This window comes from Tardiphaga sp., assembly GCF_041424195.1.
Lineage (GTDB): Bacteria > Pseudomonadota > Alphaproteobacteria > Rhizobiales > Xanthobacteraceae > Tardiphaga.
This window is the reverse complement of sequence record NZ_JBGMOE010000062.1, coordinates 19,118-37,815: the sequence shown is the minus strand read 5'-3', so window position 1 is coordinate 37,815 and position 18,698 is coordinate 19,118. Positions and strand designations below refer to the sequence as shown.

Below are 18,698 nucleotides of genomic sequence, written 5' to 3'. Positions count from 1 at the left end.
ACTTATTTCGGCCGAACGCTTGGATCGCCACCGGGGCTGCCAGGCGGCGGAATGACCGGCGTGTTGCTGCTATCCAAATTCGGGGTAGGCGCCCGCATCGCGGGATCGATATTGCTCGGCGGACACAGAACACCATCTGATTTCGCAAGTTTATCGCCCAACGGTTCCGGGCTCTGCCCGGTGGTCGTGCCGCCCGGAGCAATTGTCCCCCGCGGCGTCGTTTGTGTCGGTGCACAATTGGCATTTGCGCGCTCGGCTGCCGGCGGCGCGGTCTGGGCGGGTGGCGTGGCGGGCGTCGGCGGCGCCTGCGCGAAGGCTGCGCCGGAACCGACGACGATAAGACCTGCGAAGACGAGCGACTGTTTGATCTGCATTCGGAGCAAACCGCGGCCGCGATCGGAGGTTCCGGTCTCGCGCTGCAATAGTCAGGATTTAATGTATCGGATCAGCGAAAAATGCCCCATCGGCGGCATCGGTCGGCGCTCGGCCAGCGAAATTCCACCATGCGCTGCTGCCCAGTCCACCAATCGTTTCCAGGGAAACTCCGGTCGCCAGCCGAGGCGGCGCGCCAATGGCGCAAAGGCCAGTTCGAAAATCTTGCGCGGACCGCTTTCAGCACCGATGTGATTGACGAGAATGAGTTCGCCGCCCGGCTTCAACACACGGACGAAATCGTCCAGCGTGGCTTCAGGGTCGGGAACAGCGGTGATGACATACTGCGCCACGACTGCATCGAAATGATTGTCGGGGAATGCGAGGTTCTTCGCATCCATGACCGCCAGCGTCTCGACATTGGTGAGATTATAGGCGCGGACGCGCTCATGCGCCTTGCGCAGCATCGGCTCGGAAATATCGACGCCGCAGATTTTGGTTGTGCGGGCGTAATCGACCAATGACAGGCCTGTACCCACGCCGACATCGAGAATACGGCCGCCGATGCGATCGGCTTCGACAATGGTCGATTGCCGACCGCTATCGAACACCTTGCCGAACACCATGTCATAGATTGGTGCCCAGCGCCCGTAAGCCTTCGCGACCCCCGCTCGGTCGATATCGCCAGCCATGCCCCTACCCTGAACTCTTACACACGCATCGCTGCGACAGCAGGGACATTAGCATCGCGTGGGGATGTGCTGACAGGGCTTTTCGCCGCAGCGCTCTTGATGAAGCCGCCGCCAAGCACGCGGGCCTGACCGTCCGGCGCGTCGTAGAACACACAGGCCTGACCGGGCGACACGCCCTCTTCGCCGCCGATGAGTTCGATCTCGTAGCCGCCATTCACAGCACGCAGCCAGGCCGGCTGCGGTCCACGGGTCGAGCGCACCTTCACGAACAGCTCGAGACCATCGCCAACGGCACGATCCAGCGTCCCGCCGCCGATCCAGTTAACGTCGCGCAGCACGATGCGGTGCATCCGCAAGGCCTCGCGCGGACCGACGACCACGCGCCGGGTGATGGCGTCGAGCTTGATCACATAGAGCGGCGCGCTCGCTGCAATGCCGAGACCGCGGCGCTGCCCGATGGTGAAATGAATAATGCCGTCATGGCGGCCGATGACATGGCCGTCCATATCGACGATCTCGCCCGGTTCCAGAGCATTCGGCTTCAAACGTTCGATCACGTCGGTATAGCGGCCGGACGGCACGAAGCAGATGTCCTGGCTGTCCTGCTTGTCAGCGACCGACAGATTGAATTGCCGGGCCAGCTCACGGGTCTGCGGCTTGCTCATGTCGCCGAGCGGAAAGCGGAGATAATCGAGCTGTTCCTGGGTGGTGGCGAACAGAAAGTAGCTCTGGTCGCGGTCCGCATCTGCGGCGCAGACCATGGCGCGCGACCCATCAGCGAGACGGCGCGAGGCAACGTAATGGCCGGTCGCCAACGCCTGCGCACCGAGATCGCGCGCGGTGGCAAGCAGATCGCGGAACTTGACCGAGCGATTACACTCGATGCACGGCACCGGCGTTTCGCCGGAGGCATAGCTTGCAGCGAAATTGTCGATGACTGACTCGCGGAACCGACTTTCGTAGTCCAGCACGTAATGCGGAATCCCGATACGTTCGGCGACATCGCGGGCATCGTGAATGTCGCGGCCGGCGCAGCAGGCGCCCTTGCGATGGGTGGCGGCGCCATGATCATAGAGTTGCAGCGTAATACCGACGACGTCGTAGCCCTGCGATTTCAACAACGCAGCCGTCGCCGAGGAGTCGACGCCACCGGACATCGCCACCACGACCCTGGTGTCCTGCGGACGGCCTTCGAGATCGAGACTGTTGAGCATGGTTTCGGTCACTGATGCGACCGCGCTGGCTGCAAACCGTCGCGATCAGGAAAACGGAGCCAAATCCCGGAACTTAAGGTCGGTCCGACAATGGTTGGGATATGGCACTTTAATATAGGCCACCTTGCGCTCAATCAATCACGGCGCCTCGCCGGGAACGGCAATTCTTGCCGCCGGGCAGAAAAGAAGTGGCCATGTGCCCCGTCACGACAGACGTCGCCCTGCTTAATCTATTGAATTATAACGACTTTCCGATTCAATAGCGGATGGCCCGGTCCTTGCTCAAGGAGGATAGAACTCTTCTGGAAAGGCCACCCGTGGTTAGCGTTACGCAGGATATCGCCTCAACCGTCTCATTTCAGAGCGCGCGTTCGACTTCGTCCCGCGACGATCAGCGGTCGAACGCCAACAGCTTCGGCTCGCTGGTCGACAGCAACACCGTTGCCAGCGCCAATAACGAACGCGCCGCGGTCGCGACCCAGCCGGATCTGCCAGCCTCCGCGCGGCGCGACGACACGCGCTCCTCAGGCAATGACCGCCCACGGCAGGCCGACGATCGCGCCGACGACGCGGCCGCCAATGCACGCGGCCGCGACACCCAAGCAGCCGATGCCGCGCATGACTCCCGCAAAGCGAAGAAGAGCGACCCGAGCGACACGAAGGTCGATTCCAAGGCCGACGCGAAGACGGGCGACAAGACCGACACCAAGGACGCCCCGTCCAAGGATACCGACAAGACAGCAACAACCGACGCCGACGCAACGGCCTCAACCGAGAAACCCGTCGCGGTTGCCGCCGTCGCCGTTGCGATCCCCGTGCCTGCGGCCACGACTGATGTTGCAGTAGCTCCCACAGCGCCCGAAACCACCGGCGTTGCACAGCCTCTCGCCATCGCTGCAGCCGTTTTGAAAGCCCAGACGGCAGTGACCGAAACCGCAACGGTTGACGCCGAAGCGGCGCCTGCGACGACGCCCCCGGAAGCCGAAGTGAATTTCGCGGCACTTATCGCATCCGCGACGCCTGCGGGCGGCAAAGCCGGCGCGAAGAAGACCAGTGCAGCCGATGCCACAACGGCCTCAACGGCTGAGGTCAAATCAGAAGACAAGACCAAGACCACCGAGACGACATCCGCGCAGCCAGCCGACGCGGCCGCAACGTCGACCGTCGGCAAGCATGCCGGGTCGGGCGACAAATCCGTCGATGGCGTAGCAACCGACCCGACCGCCGTTGTACCGGAAGCTGCAAAGCCTGCGGCTGGCGCTGCCCATGAGCGTCGTACCGAACACACCGCCCAGGCTGCATTACCGGATGTAGCTGCGCCGACCACCAATAGCTTGCAGCAGCAGCCGTTGCAGACCACACCGACGCCGATTGCAGCTGCGCCCCCGCAATTGACCGCCACGATCGCGACCAATGCACCAGTGCCTTTGAACGGTGTCGCCGTCGAAATCGCGCAGAACGCCAAATCGGGAAAGAGCAGCTTCGACATCAGGCTCGACCCTGCCGAACTCGGCCGTATCGATGTCCGGCTCGAAGTCGACAAACATGGCAATGTCACCTCACACCTCACGGTCGAGAAGCCGGAAACCCTGACCATGCTGCGCCAGGATGCGCCGCAACTGCAGCGCGCGCTCGAACAAGCCGGCCTCAAGACCAGCGACAGCGGACTACAATTCAGCCTGCGCGATCAGTCGCAAGGCCAGCAACAGAACAGTGGCGAGAATTCGGGCCGCAACGCCCAACGCCTTGTGATCCACGAAGACGAGTCCGTGCCTGCGATTGCTGCGGGCCGCGGTTATGGCCGCATGCTGGGATCCAGCAGCGGCGTCGACATCAGTATCTGAGGAGCAAACCATGGCAGTCGATACAGTAGTGAACCCGGTCGTATCCGGTACGTCACCGACCTCCGGCTCATCGAGCGGCGGCAGCTCGACACCAACCACGGGCATCGCAGATAATTTCCAGACATTCCTGACGCTGCTGACGACGCAGTTACAGAATCAGAATCCGCTCGATCCGCTCGATACCAATCAGTTCACGCAGCAGCTAGTGCAGTTCGCGGGCGTCGAACAGCAGCTCAAGTCGAACGATCAGCTGAAATCCTTGGTCGATCTTGGCAAGGCTACGGAAGCGACGCAGGCGCTCATCTATGTCGGCAATAACGTCGCCGTTGATGGCAGCACGGCGCAATTCAACACGTCGGCCACGTGGAATCTGCTCGCCGATAAGGACTCTACAGCCACCGTCAACATTACGAATTCGGCTGGTAACGTTGTCTACACCGGCAAATATACGTTGCAGTCGGGCAACGGTACTTTCGTATGGGACGGCAAAGGCAATGACGGCGTTCAGTATCCCGCAGGGGCCTATAAGCTGACGGCAACGGGCAAGGACGCCAACGGCCGCGATGTTGCCATCTCCACGGAAGTCCAGGGCGTTGTGGATTCCGTCGATCTGTCAGCGAGCCCCGCCCTGCTCTCGATCAACGGCGCCAACTATACGGTCGATAAGATCAAGCGCGTGGTGCGTGCGACGACACCCCCGACCACAACGCCGCCGACCACACCGACGACCTGACGGTACATCATGCCCTGAGGCGGGCGTTTCCAACCAAATCCAGTTCTATTCGCATTGGAGTTGTAGGCTTAGGCAAATTTTAAGTCGCTGGGCGTAGATTGTTGAAGTGAGTTCAGTGGTTGAGAGTTTGTGAGTACGCCATGACAGAACCCCATCGCCCGAGGGTCAAATACGTCATCGGGCCTGACGGCAGTCCGTTAACAATTGCGGATCTGCCCGCGCCCGGAACCAAACGGTGGGTCATCCGCCGCAAAGCCGAAGTTGTGGCCGCCGTCCGCGGTGGCCTTCTGTCCCTGGAGGAAGCCTGCAGCCGTTATACGCTGACAGTCGACGAATTCCTCTCCTGGCAGTTCTCGATCGACCAGCACGGTCTGGCCGGACTGCGGACCACCCGCATCCAGCAGTATCGCCAGTAAACGAATCGTTAATATTTCCAATTCGATGAAAACCGGCTCCCTCGCGGGAAGCCGGCTTTCGCCATTTTGCCGTATTTTTGCCACCCGTTAACCGCCGTTAACCATATCGAAACCATACCCCGGCAAAATTTGCCCAGTCGGTCCCTGAGACCGAATCTCAGGGGCTGGTTCGTGCAGAGTCTTCTAAGTTTCCTTAAAGGTCTCGGCGCGGCGCGCCTGATGGCGATGGTTGCGGTGACCGCCGCGCTCATCGGCTTCTTTGCTTTCGTCATCATGCGGGTCACCACGCCGCAAATGACCACCCTCTTTACCGATCTCAGCGTCGAGGACTCCTCGGCGATCATCAAGGACCTGGAACGCCAGGCCATTCCTTATGAGCTGAAGAACGACGGTGCCGCCATCATGGTGCCGAAGGACAAGGTCACCCGGCTCCGCATGAAGCTCGCCGAAGGCGGACTACCCAAGGGCGGCGGCGTCGGCTACGAGATCTTCGACAAGTCGGACGCTCTTGGAACAACAAGTTTTGTTCAAAATATCAACCACTTACGGGCTCTCGAAGGTGAACTGGCGCGAACCATCCGCGCGATCGACCGGGTGCAGTTCGCCCGCGTTCACCTTGTCCTGCCGGAACGTCCCCTGTTCTCCCGCGAAGCGCCTGAGCCGTCGGCCTCGATCGTGGTCCGCGTCCGCGGCGCCCTCGACCCGCAGCAGGTCCGGGCGATCCGCCATGTGGTCGCCTCGGCGGTTAACGGCCTGAAGCCCACCCGGGTCTCGATCGTCGACGAAGCCGGACAGCTGCTCGCCGACGGCGCCGCTGACGCGACCATGGAAGGCGCTACCGGTGACGAGCGCCGCGCCGGCTTCGAGAAACGGATGCGCAGCCAGGTCGAGGCGATCGTTTCCTCGGTGGTGGGCGCAGGCCGGGCGCGGGTCCAGCTCACAGCCGACTTCGATTACAACAAGGTCACGCAGACTTCCGACAAATTCGATCCCGAAGGCCGGGTATTGCGCTCCAGCCAGAGTCGCGAAGAATCCTCCGCGGTCGGCGAGCGGGATGGCCAGGTCACCGTCAACAACGAACTGCCCGGCAATCAGGCGGCAGGCAACACGGGGACGGCGAAGGATCAAAGCAAGAAGTCGGAAGAAACCAACAATTACGAAATCTCCCGCATCACCAAGACCGAAGTTACCGAAGCGGGCCGTGTCAATCGCATCTCGGTCGCCGTCCTGGTTGACGGCAGCTACACCAAGAACGAGAAGGGCGAGCAGGTCTACGCTCAGCGCCCCAAGGAAGAACTCGATCGCATCGCTGCACTGGTCCGTTCGGCCATTGGCTTCGACCAGAAGCGCGGCGATCAGGTCGAGGTCGTCAACCTGAAATTCGCCGAGGGCCCAACTGTCGTTCCGACGCCGGAGCCGACAGGTCTGCTCAGCATGATGCAGTTCACCAAGGATGACGTGATGCGCGTCATCGAACTTGCGGTCATGATGCTGCTCGGCCTGGTCGTGATGTTCATGGTCATCCGCCCGCTGGTCCGCCGCGTCCTCGCCTCCGAGCCAGCGCCGGCGCTCCCTGCAGCCAACGCCCTCGTTCTTCCCGACGGTGTCGCCCTCAGCGCAGACGGACAGACCGTCATTCCCGCCGGCGGCCCCAACATGATCGACGTCGCGACCATCCAGGGTCAGGTCCACGCGCAATCCGTGCATCGCGTGGGCGAACTGGCCGATCGTAACCCCAACGAAACCGCAGCCATTGTTCGCGCATGGCTGCAGGAACCGGCGTGATCTGAATGGCATCCGTTCCGCAAACCACCGGCGACAACAGCAGCGACATCGCCAGCGTCGTAGCATCGCTCGCACAGCGTCAGGGTGGCCGCGCGCCGGCGAAGCCGCTGAGCGGCCCAAAGCGGGCCGCCATCCTGATGCTGGCGCTGGGCGAACAATATGGCGGCAAGGTCTGGGCGCAGCTCGACGACGACGAAGTGCGCGAGCTTTCACTTCACATGTCGTCGCTCGGCACCATCGAGCCGGAGACAGTCGAAGATCTGCTGCTTGAGTTCGTGTCGCGGATGTCCGCCTCAGGCGCCCTGATGGGCACTTTCGATGCCACCGAGCGTCTGTTGACCCAGTATCTGCCGTCCGAGCGCGTCAGCGGTATCATGGAAGAAATCCGCGGCCCTGCAGGCCGCAACATGTGGGAAAAACTCTCCAACGTGCAGGAAGAGGTTCTCGCGAACTACCTGAAGAATGAATATCCGCAGACCGTCGCCGTGGTGCTGTCAAAGTTGAAGCCGGAGCATGCGGCGCGCGTCCTCGGCATCCTGCCCGAGGAGCTCGCGCTCGACGTCATCAACCGCATGCTCAAGATGGAAGCGGTGCAGAAAGAAGTCATTGAGCGCGTCGAACAGACGCTGCGCGTCGAATTCATGTCGAACCTCTCGCAAACCCGTCGTCGCGACGCGCACGAAGTCATGGCGGAAATCTTCAATAACTTCGACCGTCAGACCGAAACGCGTTTCATCACCTCGCTGGAAGAAGACAATCGCGAGGCGGCCGAGCGCATCAAGGCGCTGATGTTTACCTTCGACGACCTCATCAAGCTGGATGCCGGCTCGGCACAGACCTTGATGCGCAGCATCGACAAGGACAAGTTGGGCATCGCTCTGAAGAGCGCCAACGAGGAAGTCCGCGCCTTCTTCATGGGCAACATGTCGTCCCGCGCCGCCAAGATGCTGACCGACGACATGGCCGCGCTCGGCCCGGTCCGTCTGCGCGACGTCGACGAGGCACAGGCGCTGCTCGTTAATCTCGCCAAGGATCTCGCGGCCAAGGGCGAAATCGTGCTGACCAAGAACCGCGCCGACGACGAGCTGGTGTATTGATGGCCGCCCCCGCAAAATTTCTGTTCGATATGGACTTCGCAGCGCCCGACAAGACGCGTGCGCCCGCGATCACGCCCGCGGAGATCGCGGAGAAGGTCGCCAACGCCGAAGCCCAGGCCTATCGCGCCGGATTCGATGCAGCCCAGCGCGAAGCCAAGGCCGAAAACGACCGTCGCGCTGCATTGGCGCTGGAACAGATCGGCGTTGCGATTTCCTCGATCTCGTCGCGCTTCGGGGCCATCGAAAAAAAGATGGAGACTGAAGCCGTCGATGTCGCGGTGTCGGTAGCACGCAAACTCTGCAATGAATTGATCGCCGTCGAGCCGCTCACCGAGATCATGGCTCTGGTCCACGACTGCTTCAAGAATCTGGTGTCGACGCCGCATCTCGTGGTGCGCATCAACGACCAGCTCTACGACGAGGCACGCGACCGGATCGAGAAACAGGCCAAGCAAAGCGGCTTCGCCGGCCGCCTCGTCATTCTCGCCGAGCCGGACATCGAAAATGGCGACTGCAAAATCGAATGGGCGGATGGCGGAGTTGTGCTGGAGCGCGCAACCATCGACGCCAAGATCAACGAACTCGTCGGACGCTACATGGCGTCGCGCAATCAGGCCTGACAGGGCTGTGAGGACTAGAACATGAGCGATCCCCAAGTGCCGCTTCCCGACCTCAATGCCACCGATCCCGGCGCGATGGGAGACGTTGGCTATGCTGATGAGGAACAGGTCACGCGTATTGCCGCCGACCTCGAGGCGGTATTCGACGTTCCGGTTCAGGTATCGGCCGTGCTCGGCCGCTCCAAGATGGGTGTCGGCGAGTTGCTGAAGCTCGGACCCGGCACCGTGCTCGAACTCGACCGCCGGGTTGGCGAAGCGATCGACATCTACGTGAACAACCGCCTGGTGGCGCGCGGCGAAGTCGTCCTCGTCGAAGAAAAGCTCGGCGTCACCATGACTGAAATCATCAAGGCTGAACGCAGCTAATCGAGACAAACAGCGCCTCAATGGCGCGACCACGAGATAACAGGAGATCACCATGCGGCTTCTTATCGTTGGCACCCTGAAGGGTCAGCTTACCACCGCCACCAAGATCGCCATGGATAATGGAGCCTCCGTCGTTCATGCCGAAGGGCACGACCAGGCAATGGGGGTGTTGCGCGGCGGCAAGGGTGCAGACCTGCTGCTGGTCGATGTCGCTCTCGACATCCGCGACCTCGTGATGCGGCTGGAGGCTGAACACATCCATGTGCCGATCGTCGCCTGCGGCATCACCACCGATGCCCGCGCGGCGGTTGCCGCGATCCATGCCGGCGCCAAAGAATACATCCCGCTGCCGCCGGACCCGGAACTGATTGCCGCTGTCCTCGCCGCTGTCGCCAATGACTCCCGCGACCTGATCTATCGCGACGAAATGATGGGCAAGGTCGTCAAACTGGCACAGCAAATCGCCGGCTCCGACGCGTCGGTGATGGTCACCGGCGAGTCCGGTACCGGCAAGGAAGTGCTGGCGCGTTACGTCCACACCCGCTCGAACCGCGCCAAAAAGCCGTTCATCAGCATCAACTGCGCAGCGATCCCGGAGCATCTCCTGGAGTCCGAACTGTTCGGCCATGAGAAGGGCGCCTTCACCGGCGCGATCGCACGGCGTATCGGCAAATTCGAGGAAGCCACCGGCGGCACGCTGCTGCTCGACGAAATTTCCGAAATGGACGTCCGCCTGCAATCGAAGCTGCTACGCGCCATTCAGGAGCGCGTCATCGACCGCGTCGGCGGCACCAAGCCGGTGCCGGTAGACATTCGCATCATCGCAACGTCGAACCGCAACCTGTCCGACGCTGTGCGCGAAGGCACGTTCCGCGAAGATCTGCTGTTCCGTCTGAACGTCGTCAACCTGAAGATCCCGCCGCTGCGCGATCGGCCGGCCGATATTCTCGAACTGGCGCAGCATTTCGCCAAGAAATATGCCGACGCCAACGGCGTGCCGGTGCGCCCGATCTCCGCAGAAGCGCGCCGTGTGCTCACCGCCAATCGCTGGCAGGGCAACGTCCGTGAGTTGGAAAACACCATCCACCGTTCGGTGCTGATGGCCTCGGGCGACGAAATCGGCCCCGATGCGATCCTGACTCCGGATGGCGATCGCCTCGATCTCGCCAAGACACCGCCAGCCGTGGCGCATGCCACCATGGCAGCGGAGACGGTGACCCGCGCTCTGGTGGGCCGCACCGTGGCCGATGTCGAACGCGATCTGATCCTCGAAACGCTGAAGCATTGCCTCGGCAACCGGACCCATGCGGCCAACATTCTCGGCATCTCGATCCGCACGCTGCGCAACAAACTGAACGAATATGCCGATGGCGGCCTGCCGATCACCCCGGCCGGAGCAGGCGCCGGCGACTATCGTGCCGCCATGGGCGCGATGTAATCAGACGAATTGCGACGCGCCTTGCGAATAGCTGGGCGCGTTCTGATTACGAAAGATCTTGATCGGATCACCCGGCGTCAGTTCTTGCCGGGTGAACATCGCATAGGCGTAGAGCGCGAGATAACCGATCGAAATCGCGCCGATGACATAGACGATCCAGGCGCCAATCCGCTTCATGCCGGGGCACCCCTTCGGACCAGATGGCGATGCCACAGCCAGATCAGCGGCACGACCACGAGCTCGCCGATCAGGCTGATCAGCAATCCCACGGTCGGAAAGCCGTGACTGAGCACCGCCAGCAAACGCGCGGCGGCGCCGAACACGAGTATGAAGGTCAAGATCGAAATGCGTTCGCCACGCTTTTCGATCTGCGGGATCGCCGACCAGTAGATCAGCCCGACCGCCACCAGCACGCCCTTGATGAAGCGCACATAGCCTTCCATCGTCACGCCGAGCCTGACACCCGACAGGCTGGTGCCGAACAGCACGCCGGTCAGGCCGAAGGTGATGGCGACAAGGCCGACAATCGCCAGCGCGATCTGAAGCAGTCTGCGTTCCAAAATGGGCTCTCCCTGGACTCAAGCAGCCTATAACTGCGTCATGGGGCGACAATGAGCAACCGGCCACGATGGCGCACGCGACCTGGAGGTCTCCGACTTGCGTCAAGCGCCTGAATGGTTAGCTTTCCCCGCTGAGTCGCAGCAAAATGGGCTGCGAACCGCTTTCCAGAGACACTATGCCCACATTTACCCCGCATCAGGATGCCGCCCTGAAAGCCGTCGACGACTGGCTGAAGGCGAAGCCAGGCCGCAACGGTACACCGCAGGTGTTCCGGCTGTTCGGCTTTGCCGGCACCGGCAAGACGACGCTGGCGCGGCACGTCGCCGACAATGTCGATGGCGAGGTGAAATTCGCAGCCTTCACCGGCAAGGCGGCCCTGGTGATGCGCAACAAGGGCTGCGACGGCGCCTCCACGATTCACTCGCTGATCTATCGCGCCCGTGAGAGCGGCGAGGAACAGCCGAATTTCGAATTGTGGGATGACGCACCCGCTTCAAAGGCCAAGCTGATCGTGATCGACGAATGCTCCATGGTCGACGCCGAGCTTGGCCGCGACCTGTTGTCGTTCGATTGTCCGCTGCTGGTGCTGGGCGACCCCGCCCAGTTGCCGCCGATCCAGGGCGGCGGTTTTTTCACCGAGACCGAACCCGACGTGATGCTGACGGAAGTGCATCGCCAGGCCGAGCATGATCCGATCGTACGCATGTCGATGGATGTGCGCGAGGGCCGCTCGCTGCAGCCCGGGCAATACGGCCTCAGCGAGATCGTCTCGCGCAAGGCGCTCGATCCGGACCGCGTGATGGCCGCCGATCAGGTGCTGGTCGGACGCAACAATACACGGCGCGCCTACAATATGCGCGTGCGTCAGAAACTCGGCATCGAGGACCTGTTGCCGGTGGCCAATGACAAACTGGTTTGCCTGCGCAACAACCGCAAGAAAGTGCTGTTCAACGGCGGCCTGTGGCGCGTGAAGGCGCGCGCGGCATCGAAGTCGCAGATCATCACCATGCGGATTTCGCCGGACGAGGACTTCGGCGGCAAGGTCACCAAGGTGTCGGTACGCGCTGACTGCTTCTCGGGTGGTGTCGAGACGCTGCCATGGGAGCAGCGCAAGCCTTACGACGAATTCGACTACGGCTATGTGCTGACCGTGCACAAGAGTCAGGGCTCTCAATGGGACGATGTCGTTCTGTTCGACGAGAGCTTTGCATTTCAGGAGAGCCGCGCCCGCTGGCTCTACACCGGCATCACCCGCGCCGCCAAGCGCTTGAGCATCGTAGTGTAACGCGCGTATCTTGCAGCATGCGTTGATCTGACGCATCTCGGCTGACTATGATTGTGGAACCATACGATCGTCCAAGCATTTATCCCACTTACGCATAATTAAGGAGTTCGATATGCATCCCGCGAAAATCCTGACGATGGCCACGATGATCGGCGCGAGCGTGCTGACGGTTTCCGCACCGGCAACGTCTGCGCCGCTGGTTAGTCAGCCCGGCCTCGCCAGCGCCGTACCGTCGGCCACTGAAAACGTGCAGTATTATCGCCGTTACGGTTACGGCCCGCGCTATGGCTACGGTCCTCGCTACTATCGCCGGGGACCCGACGCCGGCGCCGTGATCGGCGGCCTCGCAGCGGGTGCCATCATCGGCGGCGCGATTGCCGCCGGCCAAGCCAACGCCGCAGCCCAGCAGAACGCAGCCTATTGCGCGCGGCGCTATCGCTCCTACGATCCAGCGTCAGGCACATATCTGAACAACGACGGCAACCGTTATCCCTGCCCATAAGCGGACTGCCACCGCGTTGACCGAAGAGCCGCGGAGCACATGTTCCGCGGCTCTTTCGTGCCCATCCAGATCCTCACGAACTCGTGTCCTGTATCGCGTAACGGCCGGCATCCTCTTCCGTATCTCCGATGTGCCGACCGGAAATGCCGATTGCGAACCACGGGCTCCGGTCTAGACTGCCGATACCCGGCCATCGATCATCCAAGAGGACCTGCTATGCGCCGTTCCCTGTTCAGCCGCCTCTCGCTCTGCGCCTTTGCGGGCACATTGGCGATTTCAACCGCCATCGTCGCCCCTGCTTTTGCTGCCGAAGAGGCCGTCATCATTCCCGCGCCCACGGCGGACACGCCGGCCGCGACCGGCATTCAGACTGCGGTGATTGCGGGTGGGTGCTTCTGGGGCGTCCAGGGCGTATTCCAGCACACTGCGGGCGTCGTCAACGCCGTGTCCGGCTATGCCGGCGGCTCCAAGAGCTCCGCCAATTACACCGCGGTAAGCACTGGCTCGACCGGCCATGCCGAAGCCGTCGAGATCAAATACGACCCGCAAAAGATCAGCTACGGCAAGATCCTGCAGATCTATTTCTCGGTGGCGCACGACCCGACCCAGCTGAATCGCCAGGGACCGGATTCAGGCACGCAATATCGGTCGGAAATCTTCGCGACCACGCCGGAGCAGAAGAAGGTGGCGGAAGCCTATATCGCCCAGCTCAACGCCGCGAAGGTCTACAAGAAGCCGATCGTCACCAAGCTCGGAATGCTCGAAGCCTTCTATCCTGCAGAGGCCTATCATCAGGACTACCTGACGCTGCACCCGAACCAGCCCTATATTGCCTATAACGATATTCCGAAGGTCGAGAACCTGAAGAAGATCTTTGCCCAGAACTATATCGAGAAGCCGACGCTGGTGAGCGCGTCGAAGGTCACAAACTGACCCGATTGCTCGCAGCCCCGGCCGATCGGGAAGGAGAAAGAATGACCGATACCAAGACAACGCCCGGCAAGGTCGAAAAGAGCGAAGCCGAATGGCGCCGCGAGCTGACCCCGATGCAGTATGCGGTGCTGCGCGAAAAGGCGACGGAGCGTCCGTTCACCGGCGAGTACGAACATGACCATACGCCGGGCACCTTCGTCTGCGCGGGCTGTGGCCAGACCCTGTTCGAATCCGACGCCAAGTTCGATTCTGGCTGCGGCTGGCCGAGCTTCACGCAGCCCTCACGAGAAAGTCATATCGACGAAGAACGTGACGTGAGCCATGGCATGATTCGCACGGAAGTACTGTGTTCGAAGTGTAATGGTCATCTCGGGCATGTGTTCGACGATGGTCCCGGCCCCACGGGATTGCGTTACTGCATCAACTCTGCGGCCTTGAAACTTCAGCCTAAATAAATACGTATCTGGTATCGAACTGTTTCCATGCCTCGCGCGACTCATCGAAGTCTCGCGGGGCATTTCTGTCCCAACCTTTGCCCACTGCCTGTTACTTGAACATGCCCCAGTGGCATGCACGTTCGCGACGAAGAATAAGAAAGTACCAAGATGTCTACCCGTTCGAACCGTTTGTTGCTCGGCTTTGCACTTGCGGGTCTGATCCTCGAAAGCCTGGTGTCCCACCCCGCACTGGCGACCGACAAGGTGTCGCTGTTCAAGGTGATCACGGCCAAGGACGAGATCATTATCGGCATTAACGATGACCAGCTCTCCACCTTCGAAACCAAGAATGCCGGCGGCGTCGCCAAGCATCTGGTCCAGAAGGGTACCCTCACGGCCTGGCAATACGGCGTGCGCAAGGCTGAAGCGGGCGCGCTCGAACAGGCTCCGCTGCGGCAGGTGGGCCTGATGTCGAATGACGCGCTACGGGTCGAACCCTACACGACCCCCCTCAAAATCGTGCCGCTCCCTGACGTGACCGGACAATAGGCAAATATTGGCCGGGCCTATGCCGCTGCCCATGCCTTGAGCGCGCGCTAAGCTCTTTAAATCACAAAGCTATTACAGCAATACCGTCCGCGCACCGCGATTCATCATGCTGTATCGCGGGTGTCGCAATCGGCCAAAACGTGCTTATATTGGGGTCTGTCCTGAAATGATGTTCCGCGCGCCGCCGGATCGGCTGCATTGCGAATGAAGCGTCGTTTCGTTGCGTATTCAGATGAGGTCCCCGACCATGGCAGCTTTCAGCTACAACACCGCAGCCGAACTCTTCCCCGCCGCGATCCGCAAGAAAAAACGTGCCGGTTTCGCCTATCGTCGTTTCGATACGGCCGCCGCTGCTGTGCAGTTTGCGATCGAGGAGTTGCCCGCTGACTCGCTGAACGGCGCCTATCTGCAGGTCGAGGAAGCGCGTTTCGACCAGAGCGGCATTCGCTCGCTCTATGAGAGCCAGGACTTCCCGCTCGAGCGCCGCGTGCGCGCCGAGGAGCCCGCGACCGACGACGCCGACGCGGCGTAAGATTTTTCCTGGTTGAGACGATTGAAGCCCGGATTCTGAACTAGAGTCTGGGCTGTTTTTCGAGCCACTTCCGCAGCATTCTGACGTTGCGGACATTGGCCCTGAACATCACGTCGAACGCATCGCCGACGAACGGCACGATGCCGACTGCGCCGTCCAGCGCCACATTGCCGAGCATGCGCGCCGTGAGGTGCCAGGGCGCACCGAGCGCCCGCGCCTCGCGCACCACCCATAGCGAGATCGCCGTGGTGATGATGTCGCCCAGCACCGGGATCAAACCGATCAAACCATCGATACCGTAACGGATCTTCGTGCCCGGCAGGACGAAAGCGACGTCGAGCAGTTGCGCCAGCGCATCCAGCCGCGCCAGCCGTTGCTCACGCGTGAGATTGGCAAACGGATTGGCGCCTGCTCCGAAGTCAAACCGGAAGCCCTGCACATCCGGCCGAAGCTGCTCGGGCCGAACCTCAAAACCATCCTGATCAATGATCGGACCATGCGCCGACGACGCCGGCTTGCGCGGGCGGCTGGCATCGAAAGTGTATGATTGACCTGTGCTGACCATGGCCGTGACATGGGGGCTGGGCGCAAGCTATGCAAGCGGCATCGCGTCACGCCCTGCCCGGCGCACTCATCGACCTCACCCGCGACAGGACGATGAACCGGGCCTGCGGAACCATCAGGCCAGCTTGCGGGCGCGGTCGATCGCTTCATCCATGTCGAGTTCCGGCACCATGGACGGCGCTTCGAGATCGCAGATGGCGAAGCGGTTCTTGCCGTCGTTCTTGGCGGCATAGAGCGCCTGGTCGGCGGCTGCGATCAGCCGTTCCGGATATTGCCCGACATGCGGTTGCCACTGCGCAACGCCGATCGATGCGGCGACCGAAATCTCGCCCGGCGCACAAGCAGCAGCATCGAGGCGACATGTCTCGAGGATGCGGCGCGCAATGGCGGCGGCTTCATTGAGCGTGGTGGACGGCAGGATGATGCTGAACTCGTCGCCGCCGGAACGTGCCAGAAGATCGCCGGGGCGCAACTTGCTCTGGGTCATCAGCGTGAAGTGCCGCAGGCAATCGTCGCCGGCAGCGTGGCCGTAGCCGTCGTTGATTTCCTTGAAGCCGTCGAGATCGATGGCCAGTAGCGCGAACGGCTTCTGCGTGCGGCGCGCCAGCGCACATTCCTCGGTGAGTCGCTGCACGAGATGACGACGATTGGCGACGCCGGTGAGATCGTCGACCAGCGCGAGCTCGGCGACTTCGCCGCGCAGCCGGTCGATGGCCATCAGCAGGAATCCGAAATTCCATGACATCGCCAGGAACACCAGCACCAGCACCATCATGGCCTGGAAATTGTTGAAATTGGCGAAGGTCATGCCGCCGCCGATCTGCGTCAGCGCGGCGACGGAGCGCACGGCATGCACGGCGATGAGCACGATGGCGAGCCAGCCGGCGAGACGGGCGCCGGCATTGCCGCCGCCATCCTTGCGCGACAACAGCAGCGGCACGGTCATGGCAATCGTGACCGACTGGCCGGCGGAATAGATCATCACGCGCATCGCCATGTCGTCGTGCCACAGCGTGAACAGCAGCAGGCCGGCCACGCTTGCGGCGATGACGGCCACTTGCGGGCGCCATCCGGCAGGGCGGCCGTAGAACTGGTTCATGCCGATGGTGGCGAGACTGGTGGCCAGCAACAGCAGACCGTTGCCCAGCATGATGGTGACCAGCGGCTCGACGCCGACGCCGCGCAGAATCGAGACGCAGGTGCCGAGTGCCCCGGTGAAAGCCGCCGCGGTCCAGTAACGCGCGGCATGCAGGTTGGGATAGCTATTGGCCACATAGGCCCAGACCACGCCCAGCGCCAGAAAATTGACGGTGAACACCGTGAACAGCGTACTGACGTTCAACATCGGCCGGACCCGCCGCGTCGTGTGCCGCGCAGTCGCGCGCTGCCGTCGATCCCCGTCACCATCGTCCCACTCACCGCTCGTTCCCAGTGGGTGGTAAAATGCGTCGGCGACGCTTAACGGAATCTGACTCGCGGCGGATAATCCCCAGCGTGGTTTTGAAAGGGTGAAAGGGAATGGGTTAATCCGACCTTCACCATCCGGGCTCCGCGGGTTCGCCCAGCGGCCGCGCGGCTTAACAAGAGTTTAACACCGCGCGCCCGTGCGCCTGCCGTCCCCGTCCCGCGGCCTATCGCCCCGCCGCCAGCCGGTCGGCGAAATAGCCGATGGTCTTGCGATAGATCGTGGCCCTGTTCCATTCGCGCATCGCCTCGAAATTCGCCGTGCCCTCGCCGTAAGGCTGGCCGCCCTTGAAGCCCGCCATGTGCAGCAGGTTGGCGGTGGAGGCCAGCACGTCCGGCACCGAATGCCGGAGATCCACATGGCCGTTGCCGTCGAAATCGACGCCGTATTTGATGTAGCTCGACGGCAGGAATTGGGTCTGGCCGATCTCGCCGGCATAGGCGCCGATCAGGTCGCGCAGCGGCAGGTCGCCGCGCTGCAGGATCTTCAGCGCGGCCAGCAATTCACCCTGGAACAGTTCGGTGCGGCGGCAGTCATGCGCCATGGTGGCGAGGGTGCGGATCACCGGCATCTTGCCGATATCGCCCTTGCCGAAATCCGACTCGAGGCCCCAGATCGCCACCACGATCTGCGGCGGCACGCCGAAGCGCGCCTCGATGCGCGACAGCAGCGAGGCGTGGCGCTGCATCATCTGCAGGCCCATGGAGATGCGGCCCTGGCCGACGCGGGTCGAGACATATTGCTCGAAAGTCTTGTTGAAGGTGCCGCGCTGGCGGCGGTCGAACGACAGCACCGCGGGGTCCGGCGTCACGCCGGCAAAGGCCTGCGAGATCACCCCCTGCGACACGCCGGCGGCAGCCGCCTCCTGCGACATGGCCGCGATGAAACCCTGGAAATCGCCGCCGCATCGGGCGGCCTGCGAGGCCGTGGGCGTCATGGCGAGCGCGGCAAAAGACACAGCGGCAATGGCGATGGCGGTGATACGAGTCATGAAAAACCTGCTGGGGTTGGCGATACCGGAGTGTGGCATGAGCGATGTGTCCGGACAACGGCGGCCCCTCGCCGGCACCGAACCTCCCGCAACGGACCTGTCACCGGACATGCGTCATCGCCCCTGTTGTTTGCGGCGCGGGGGCGCCGTCGTCCCTTGCATTCCCGCCCCCTGGCGAGAGGGCATGCGGAACGCCGGGTGCCCGATGCACCCCTGGGCCTGACGCCGATGCGGTCGTCCGCAAGGGAATGCGTCAGGACTTTCGGAGCCACCGGGATCAACCCGGCGTTCCGCACGCGGTG

The 18,698-nt window shown here is 62.2% G+C and carries 22 protein-coding genes; 14 read left to right on the top strand and 8 right to left on the bottom strand.

The genetic code is table 11. The annotated features are described in order from the left end of the window. Nucleotides 1-2: 2 nt before the first annotated feature. From ACEK02_RS09945 to mnmA, 3 genes are read right to left on the bottom strand one after another with little or no spacing between them, the layout of a single operon-like run. Complete coding sequence (locus ACEK02_RS09945) at nucleotides 3-374, bottom strand: hypothetical protein (protein WP_371421547.1); 372 nt, start codon at nucleotides 372-374, stop codon at nucleotides 3-5. A gap of 51 nt (nucleotides 375-425) precedes the next feature. Then, nucleotides 426-1,064 carry a class I SAM-dependent methyltransferase gene (locus ACEK02_RS09940; RefSeq protein WP_371421546.1) on the bottom strand — a complete coding sequence of 213 codons (639 nt, stop codon included), beginning with the start codon at nucleotides 1,062-1,064 and terminating at the stop codon, nucleotides 426-428. Nucleotides 1,065-1,081: 17 nt separating this feature from the next. After that, nucleotides 1,082-2,278, bottom strand: a complete 1,197-nt coding sequence (gene mnmA / locus ACEK02_RS09935) for a tRNA 2-thiouridine(34) synthase MnmA (protein ID WP_371421607.1) — start codon at nucleotides 2,276-2,278, stop codon at nucleotides 1,082-1,084. Between the two features lie 317 nt (nucleotides 2,279-2,595). Between mnmA and ACEK02_RS09930 the strand changes: the two genes are divergently transcribed. From ACEK02_RS09930 to ACEK02_RS09895, 8 genes are all read left to right on the top strand, one after another. Beyond that, a complete protein-coding gene (locus ACEK02_RS09930; RefSeq protein ID WP_371421545.1) occupies nucleotides 2,596-4,122 on the top strand; it encodes a flagellar hook-length control protein FliK in 1,527 nt (508 codons plus the stop codon). 10 nt (nucleotides 4,123-4,132) lie between these two features. Further along, nucleotides 4,133-4,855 carry a flagellar hook assembly protein FlgD gene (locus tag ACEK02_RS09925; protein WP_371421544.1) on the top strand — a complete coding sequence of 241 codons (723 nt, stop codon included), beginning with the start codon at nucleotides 4,133-4,135 and terminating at the stop codon, nucleotides 4,853-4,855. A 140-nt stretch (nucleotides 4,856-4,995) separates the two neighbouring features. Next, nucleotides 4,996-5,271, top strand: coding sequence for a DUF1153 domain-containing protein (locus ACEK02_RS09920; protein WP_002714638.1), 276 nt, complete (start codon nucleotides 4,996-4,998; stop codon nucleotides 5,269-5,271). Nucleotides 5,272-5,442: 171 nt separating this feature from the next. After that, the gene (fliF, locus tag ACEK02_RS09915; protein WP_371421543.1) at nucleotides 5,443-7,056 is read left to right on the top strand and encodes a flagellar basal-body MS-ring/collar protein FliF; all 1,614 of its coding nucleotides are present in this window, start codon (nucleotides 5,443-5,445) and stop codon (nucleotides 7,054-7,056) included. Nucleotides 7,057-7,061: 5 nt separating this feature from the next. Further along, the gene (fliG, locus tag ACEK02_RS09910) at nucleotides 7,062-8,153 is read left to right on the top strand and encodes a flagellar motor switch protein FliG (RefSeq protein ID WP_371421542.1); all 1,092 of its coding nucleotides are present in this window, start codon (nucleotides 7,062-7,064) and stop codon (nucleotides 8,151-8,153) included. Further along, on the top strand, nucleotides 8,153-8,773 hold the full coding sequence (locus ACEK02_RS09905) for a FliH/SctL family protein (RefSeq protein WP_371421541.1): 621 nt from the start codon (nucleotides 8,153-8,155) through the stop codon (nucleotides 8,771-8,773). The genes fliG and ACEK02_RS09905 overlap by 1 nt, the downstream gene beginning before the upstream one ends. 21 nt (nucleotides 8,774-8,794) lie before the next feature. Then, nucleotides 8,795-9,139 (top strand): flagellar motor switch protein FliN, encoded by a 345-nt coding sequence (fliN, locus tag ACEK02_RS09900; protein WP_089262063.1) that lies wholly within the window; start codon nucleotides 8,795-8,797, stop codon nucleotides 9,137-9,139. A 52-nt stretch (nucleotides 9,140-9,191) separates the two neighbouring features. After that, nucleotides 9,192-10,577: a sigma-54 interaction domain-containing protein gene (locus tag ACEK02_RS09895; RefSeq protein ID WP_371421540.1), complete on the top strand. Its 1,386-nt coding sequence runs from the start codon at nucleotides 9,192-9,194 to the stop codon at nucleotides 10,575-10,577. Here ACEK02_RS09895 and ACEK02_RS09890 read toward each other — a convergent pair whose 3' ends face one another. Together ACEK02_RS09890 and ACEK02_RS09885 are read right to left on the bottom strand one after the other, a co-directional pair. After that, nucleotides 10,578-10,754, bottom strand: a complete 177-nt coding sequence (locus ACEK02_RS09890; protein WP_371421539.1) for a hypothetical protein — start codon at nucleotides 10,752-10,754, stop codon at nucleotides 10,578-10,580. Next, nucleotides 10,751-11,137: a DUF4345 domain-containing protein gene (locus ACEK02_RS09885; RefSeq protein WP_371421538.1), complete on the bottom strand. Its 387-nt coding sequence runs from the start codon at nucleotides 11,135-11,137 to the stop codon at nucleotides 10,751-10,753. The genes ACEK02_RS09890 and ACEK02_RS09885 overlap by 4 nt, the downstream gene beginning before the upstream one ends. A 176-nt stretch (nucleotides 11,138-11,313) precedes the next feature. Between ACEK02_RS09885 and ACEK02_RS09880 the strand changes: the two genes are divergently transcribed. The 6 genes from ACEK02_RS09880 (at nucleotide 11,314) to ACEK02_RS09855 (ending at nucleotide 15,376) form a co-directional block, all read left to right on the top strand. Further along, nucleotides 11,314-12,423: an ATP-dependent RecD-like DNA helicase gene (locus tag ACEK02_RS09880; RefSeq protein WP_093759443.1), complete on the top strand. Its 1,110-nt coding sequence runs from the start codon at nucleotides 11,314-11,316 to the stop codon at nucleotides 12,421-12,423. A gap of 112 nt (nucleotides 12,424-12,535) precedes the next feature. Then, nucleotides 12,536-12,925 (top strand): BA14K family protein, encoded by a 390-nt coding sequence (locus tag ACEK02_RS09875; protein WP_371421537.1) that lies wholly within the window; start codon nucleotides 12,536-12,538, stop codon nucleotides 12,923-12,925. A 216-nt stretch (nucleotides 12,926-13,141) separates the two neighbouring features. Further along, a complete protein-coding gene (gene msrA / locus ACEK02_RS09870) occupies nucleotides 13,142-13,858 on the top strand; it encodes a peptide-methionine (S)-S-oxide reductase MsrA (protein ID WP_371421536.1) in 717 nt (238 codons plus the stop codon). A 41-nt stretch (nucleotides 13,859-13,899) separates the two neighbouring features. Beyond that, on the top strand, nucleotides 13,900-14,313 hold the full coding sequence (msrB, locus tag ACEK02_RS09865) for a peptide-methionine (R)-S-oxide reductase MsrB (protein WP_371421535.1): 414 nt from the start codon (nucleotides 13,900-13,902) through the stop codon (nucleotides 14,311-14,313). 150 nt (nucleotides 14,314-14,463) lie between these two features. Then, complete coding sequence (locus tag ACEK02_RS09860) at nucleotides 14,464-14,844, top strand: hypothetical protein (RefSeq protein WP_371421534.1); 381 nt, start codon at nucleotides 14,464-14,466, stop codon at nucleotides 14,842-14,844. Between the two features lie 247 nt (nucleotides 14,845-15,091). Beyond that, the gene (locus tag ACEK02_RS09855) at nucleotides 15,092-15,376 is read left to right on the top strand and encodes a hypothetical protein (RefSeq protein ID WP_068733430.1); all 285 of its coding nucleotides are present in this window, start codon (nucleotides 15,092-15,094) and stop codon (nucleotides 15,374-15,376) included. 40 nt (nucleotides 15,377-15,416) lie between these two features. Here the strand turns inward: ACEK02_RS09855 and ACEK02_RS09850 are convergent, their stop codons facing one another. The 3 genes from ACEK02_RS09850 to ACEK02_RS09840 all read right to left on the bottom strand — a co-directional run bounded on the left by ACEK02_RS09850 (nucleotide 15,417) and on the right by ACEK02_RS09840 (nucleotide 18,342). Next, complete coding sequence (locus ACEK02_RS09850) at nucleotides 15,417-15,941, bottom strand: DUF4112 domain-containing protein (RefSeq protein WP_371421533.1); 525 nt, start codon at nucleotides 15,939-15,941, stop codon at nucleotides 15,417-15,419. A 114-nt stretch (nucleotides 15,942-16,055) separates the two neighbouring features. Further along, entirely contained in the window at nucleotides 16,056-17,285 is a 1,230-nt protein-coding gene (locus ACEK02_RS09845) for a GGDEF domain-containing protein (RefSeq protein ID WP_371421532.1), read from the bottom strand. Nucleotides 17,286-17,571: 286 nt separating this feature from the next. After that, a complete protein-coding gene (locus ACEK02_RS09840) occupies nucleotides 17,572-18,342 on the bottom strand; it encodes a lytic transglycosylase domain-containing protein (protein WP_371421606.1) in 771 nt (256 codons plus the stop codon). Between the last annotated feature and the right edge of the window lie 356 nt (nucleotides 18,343-18,698).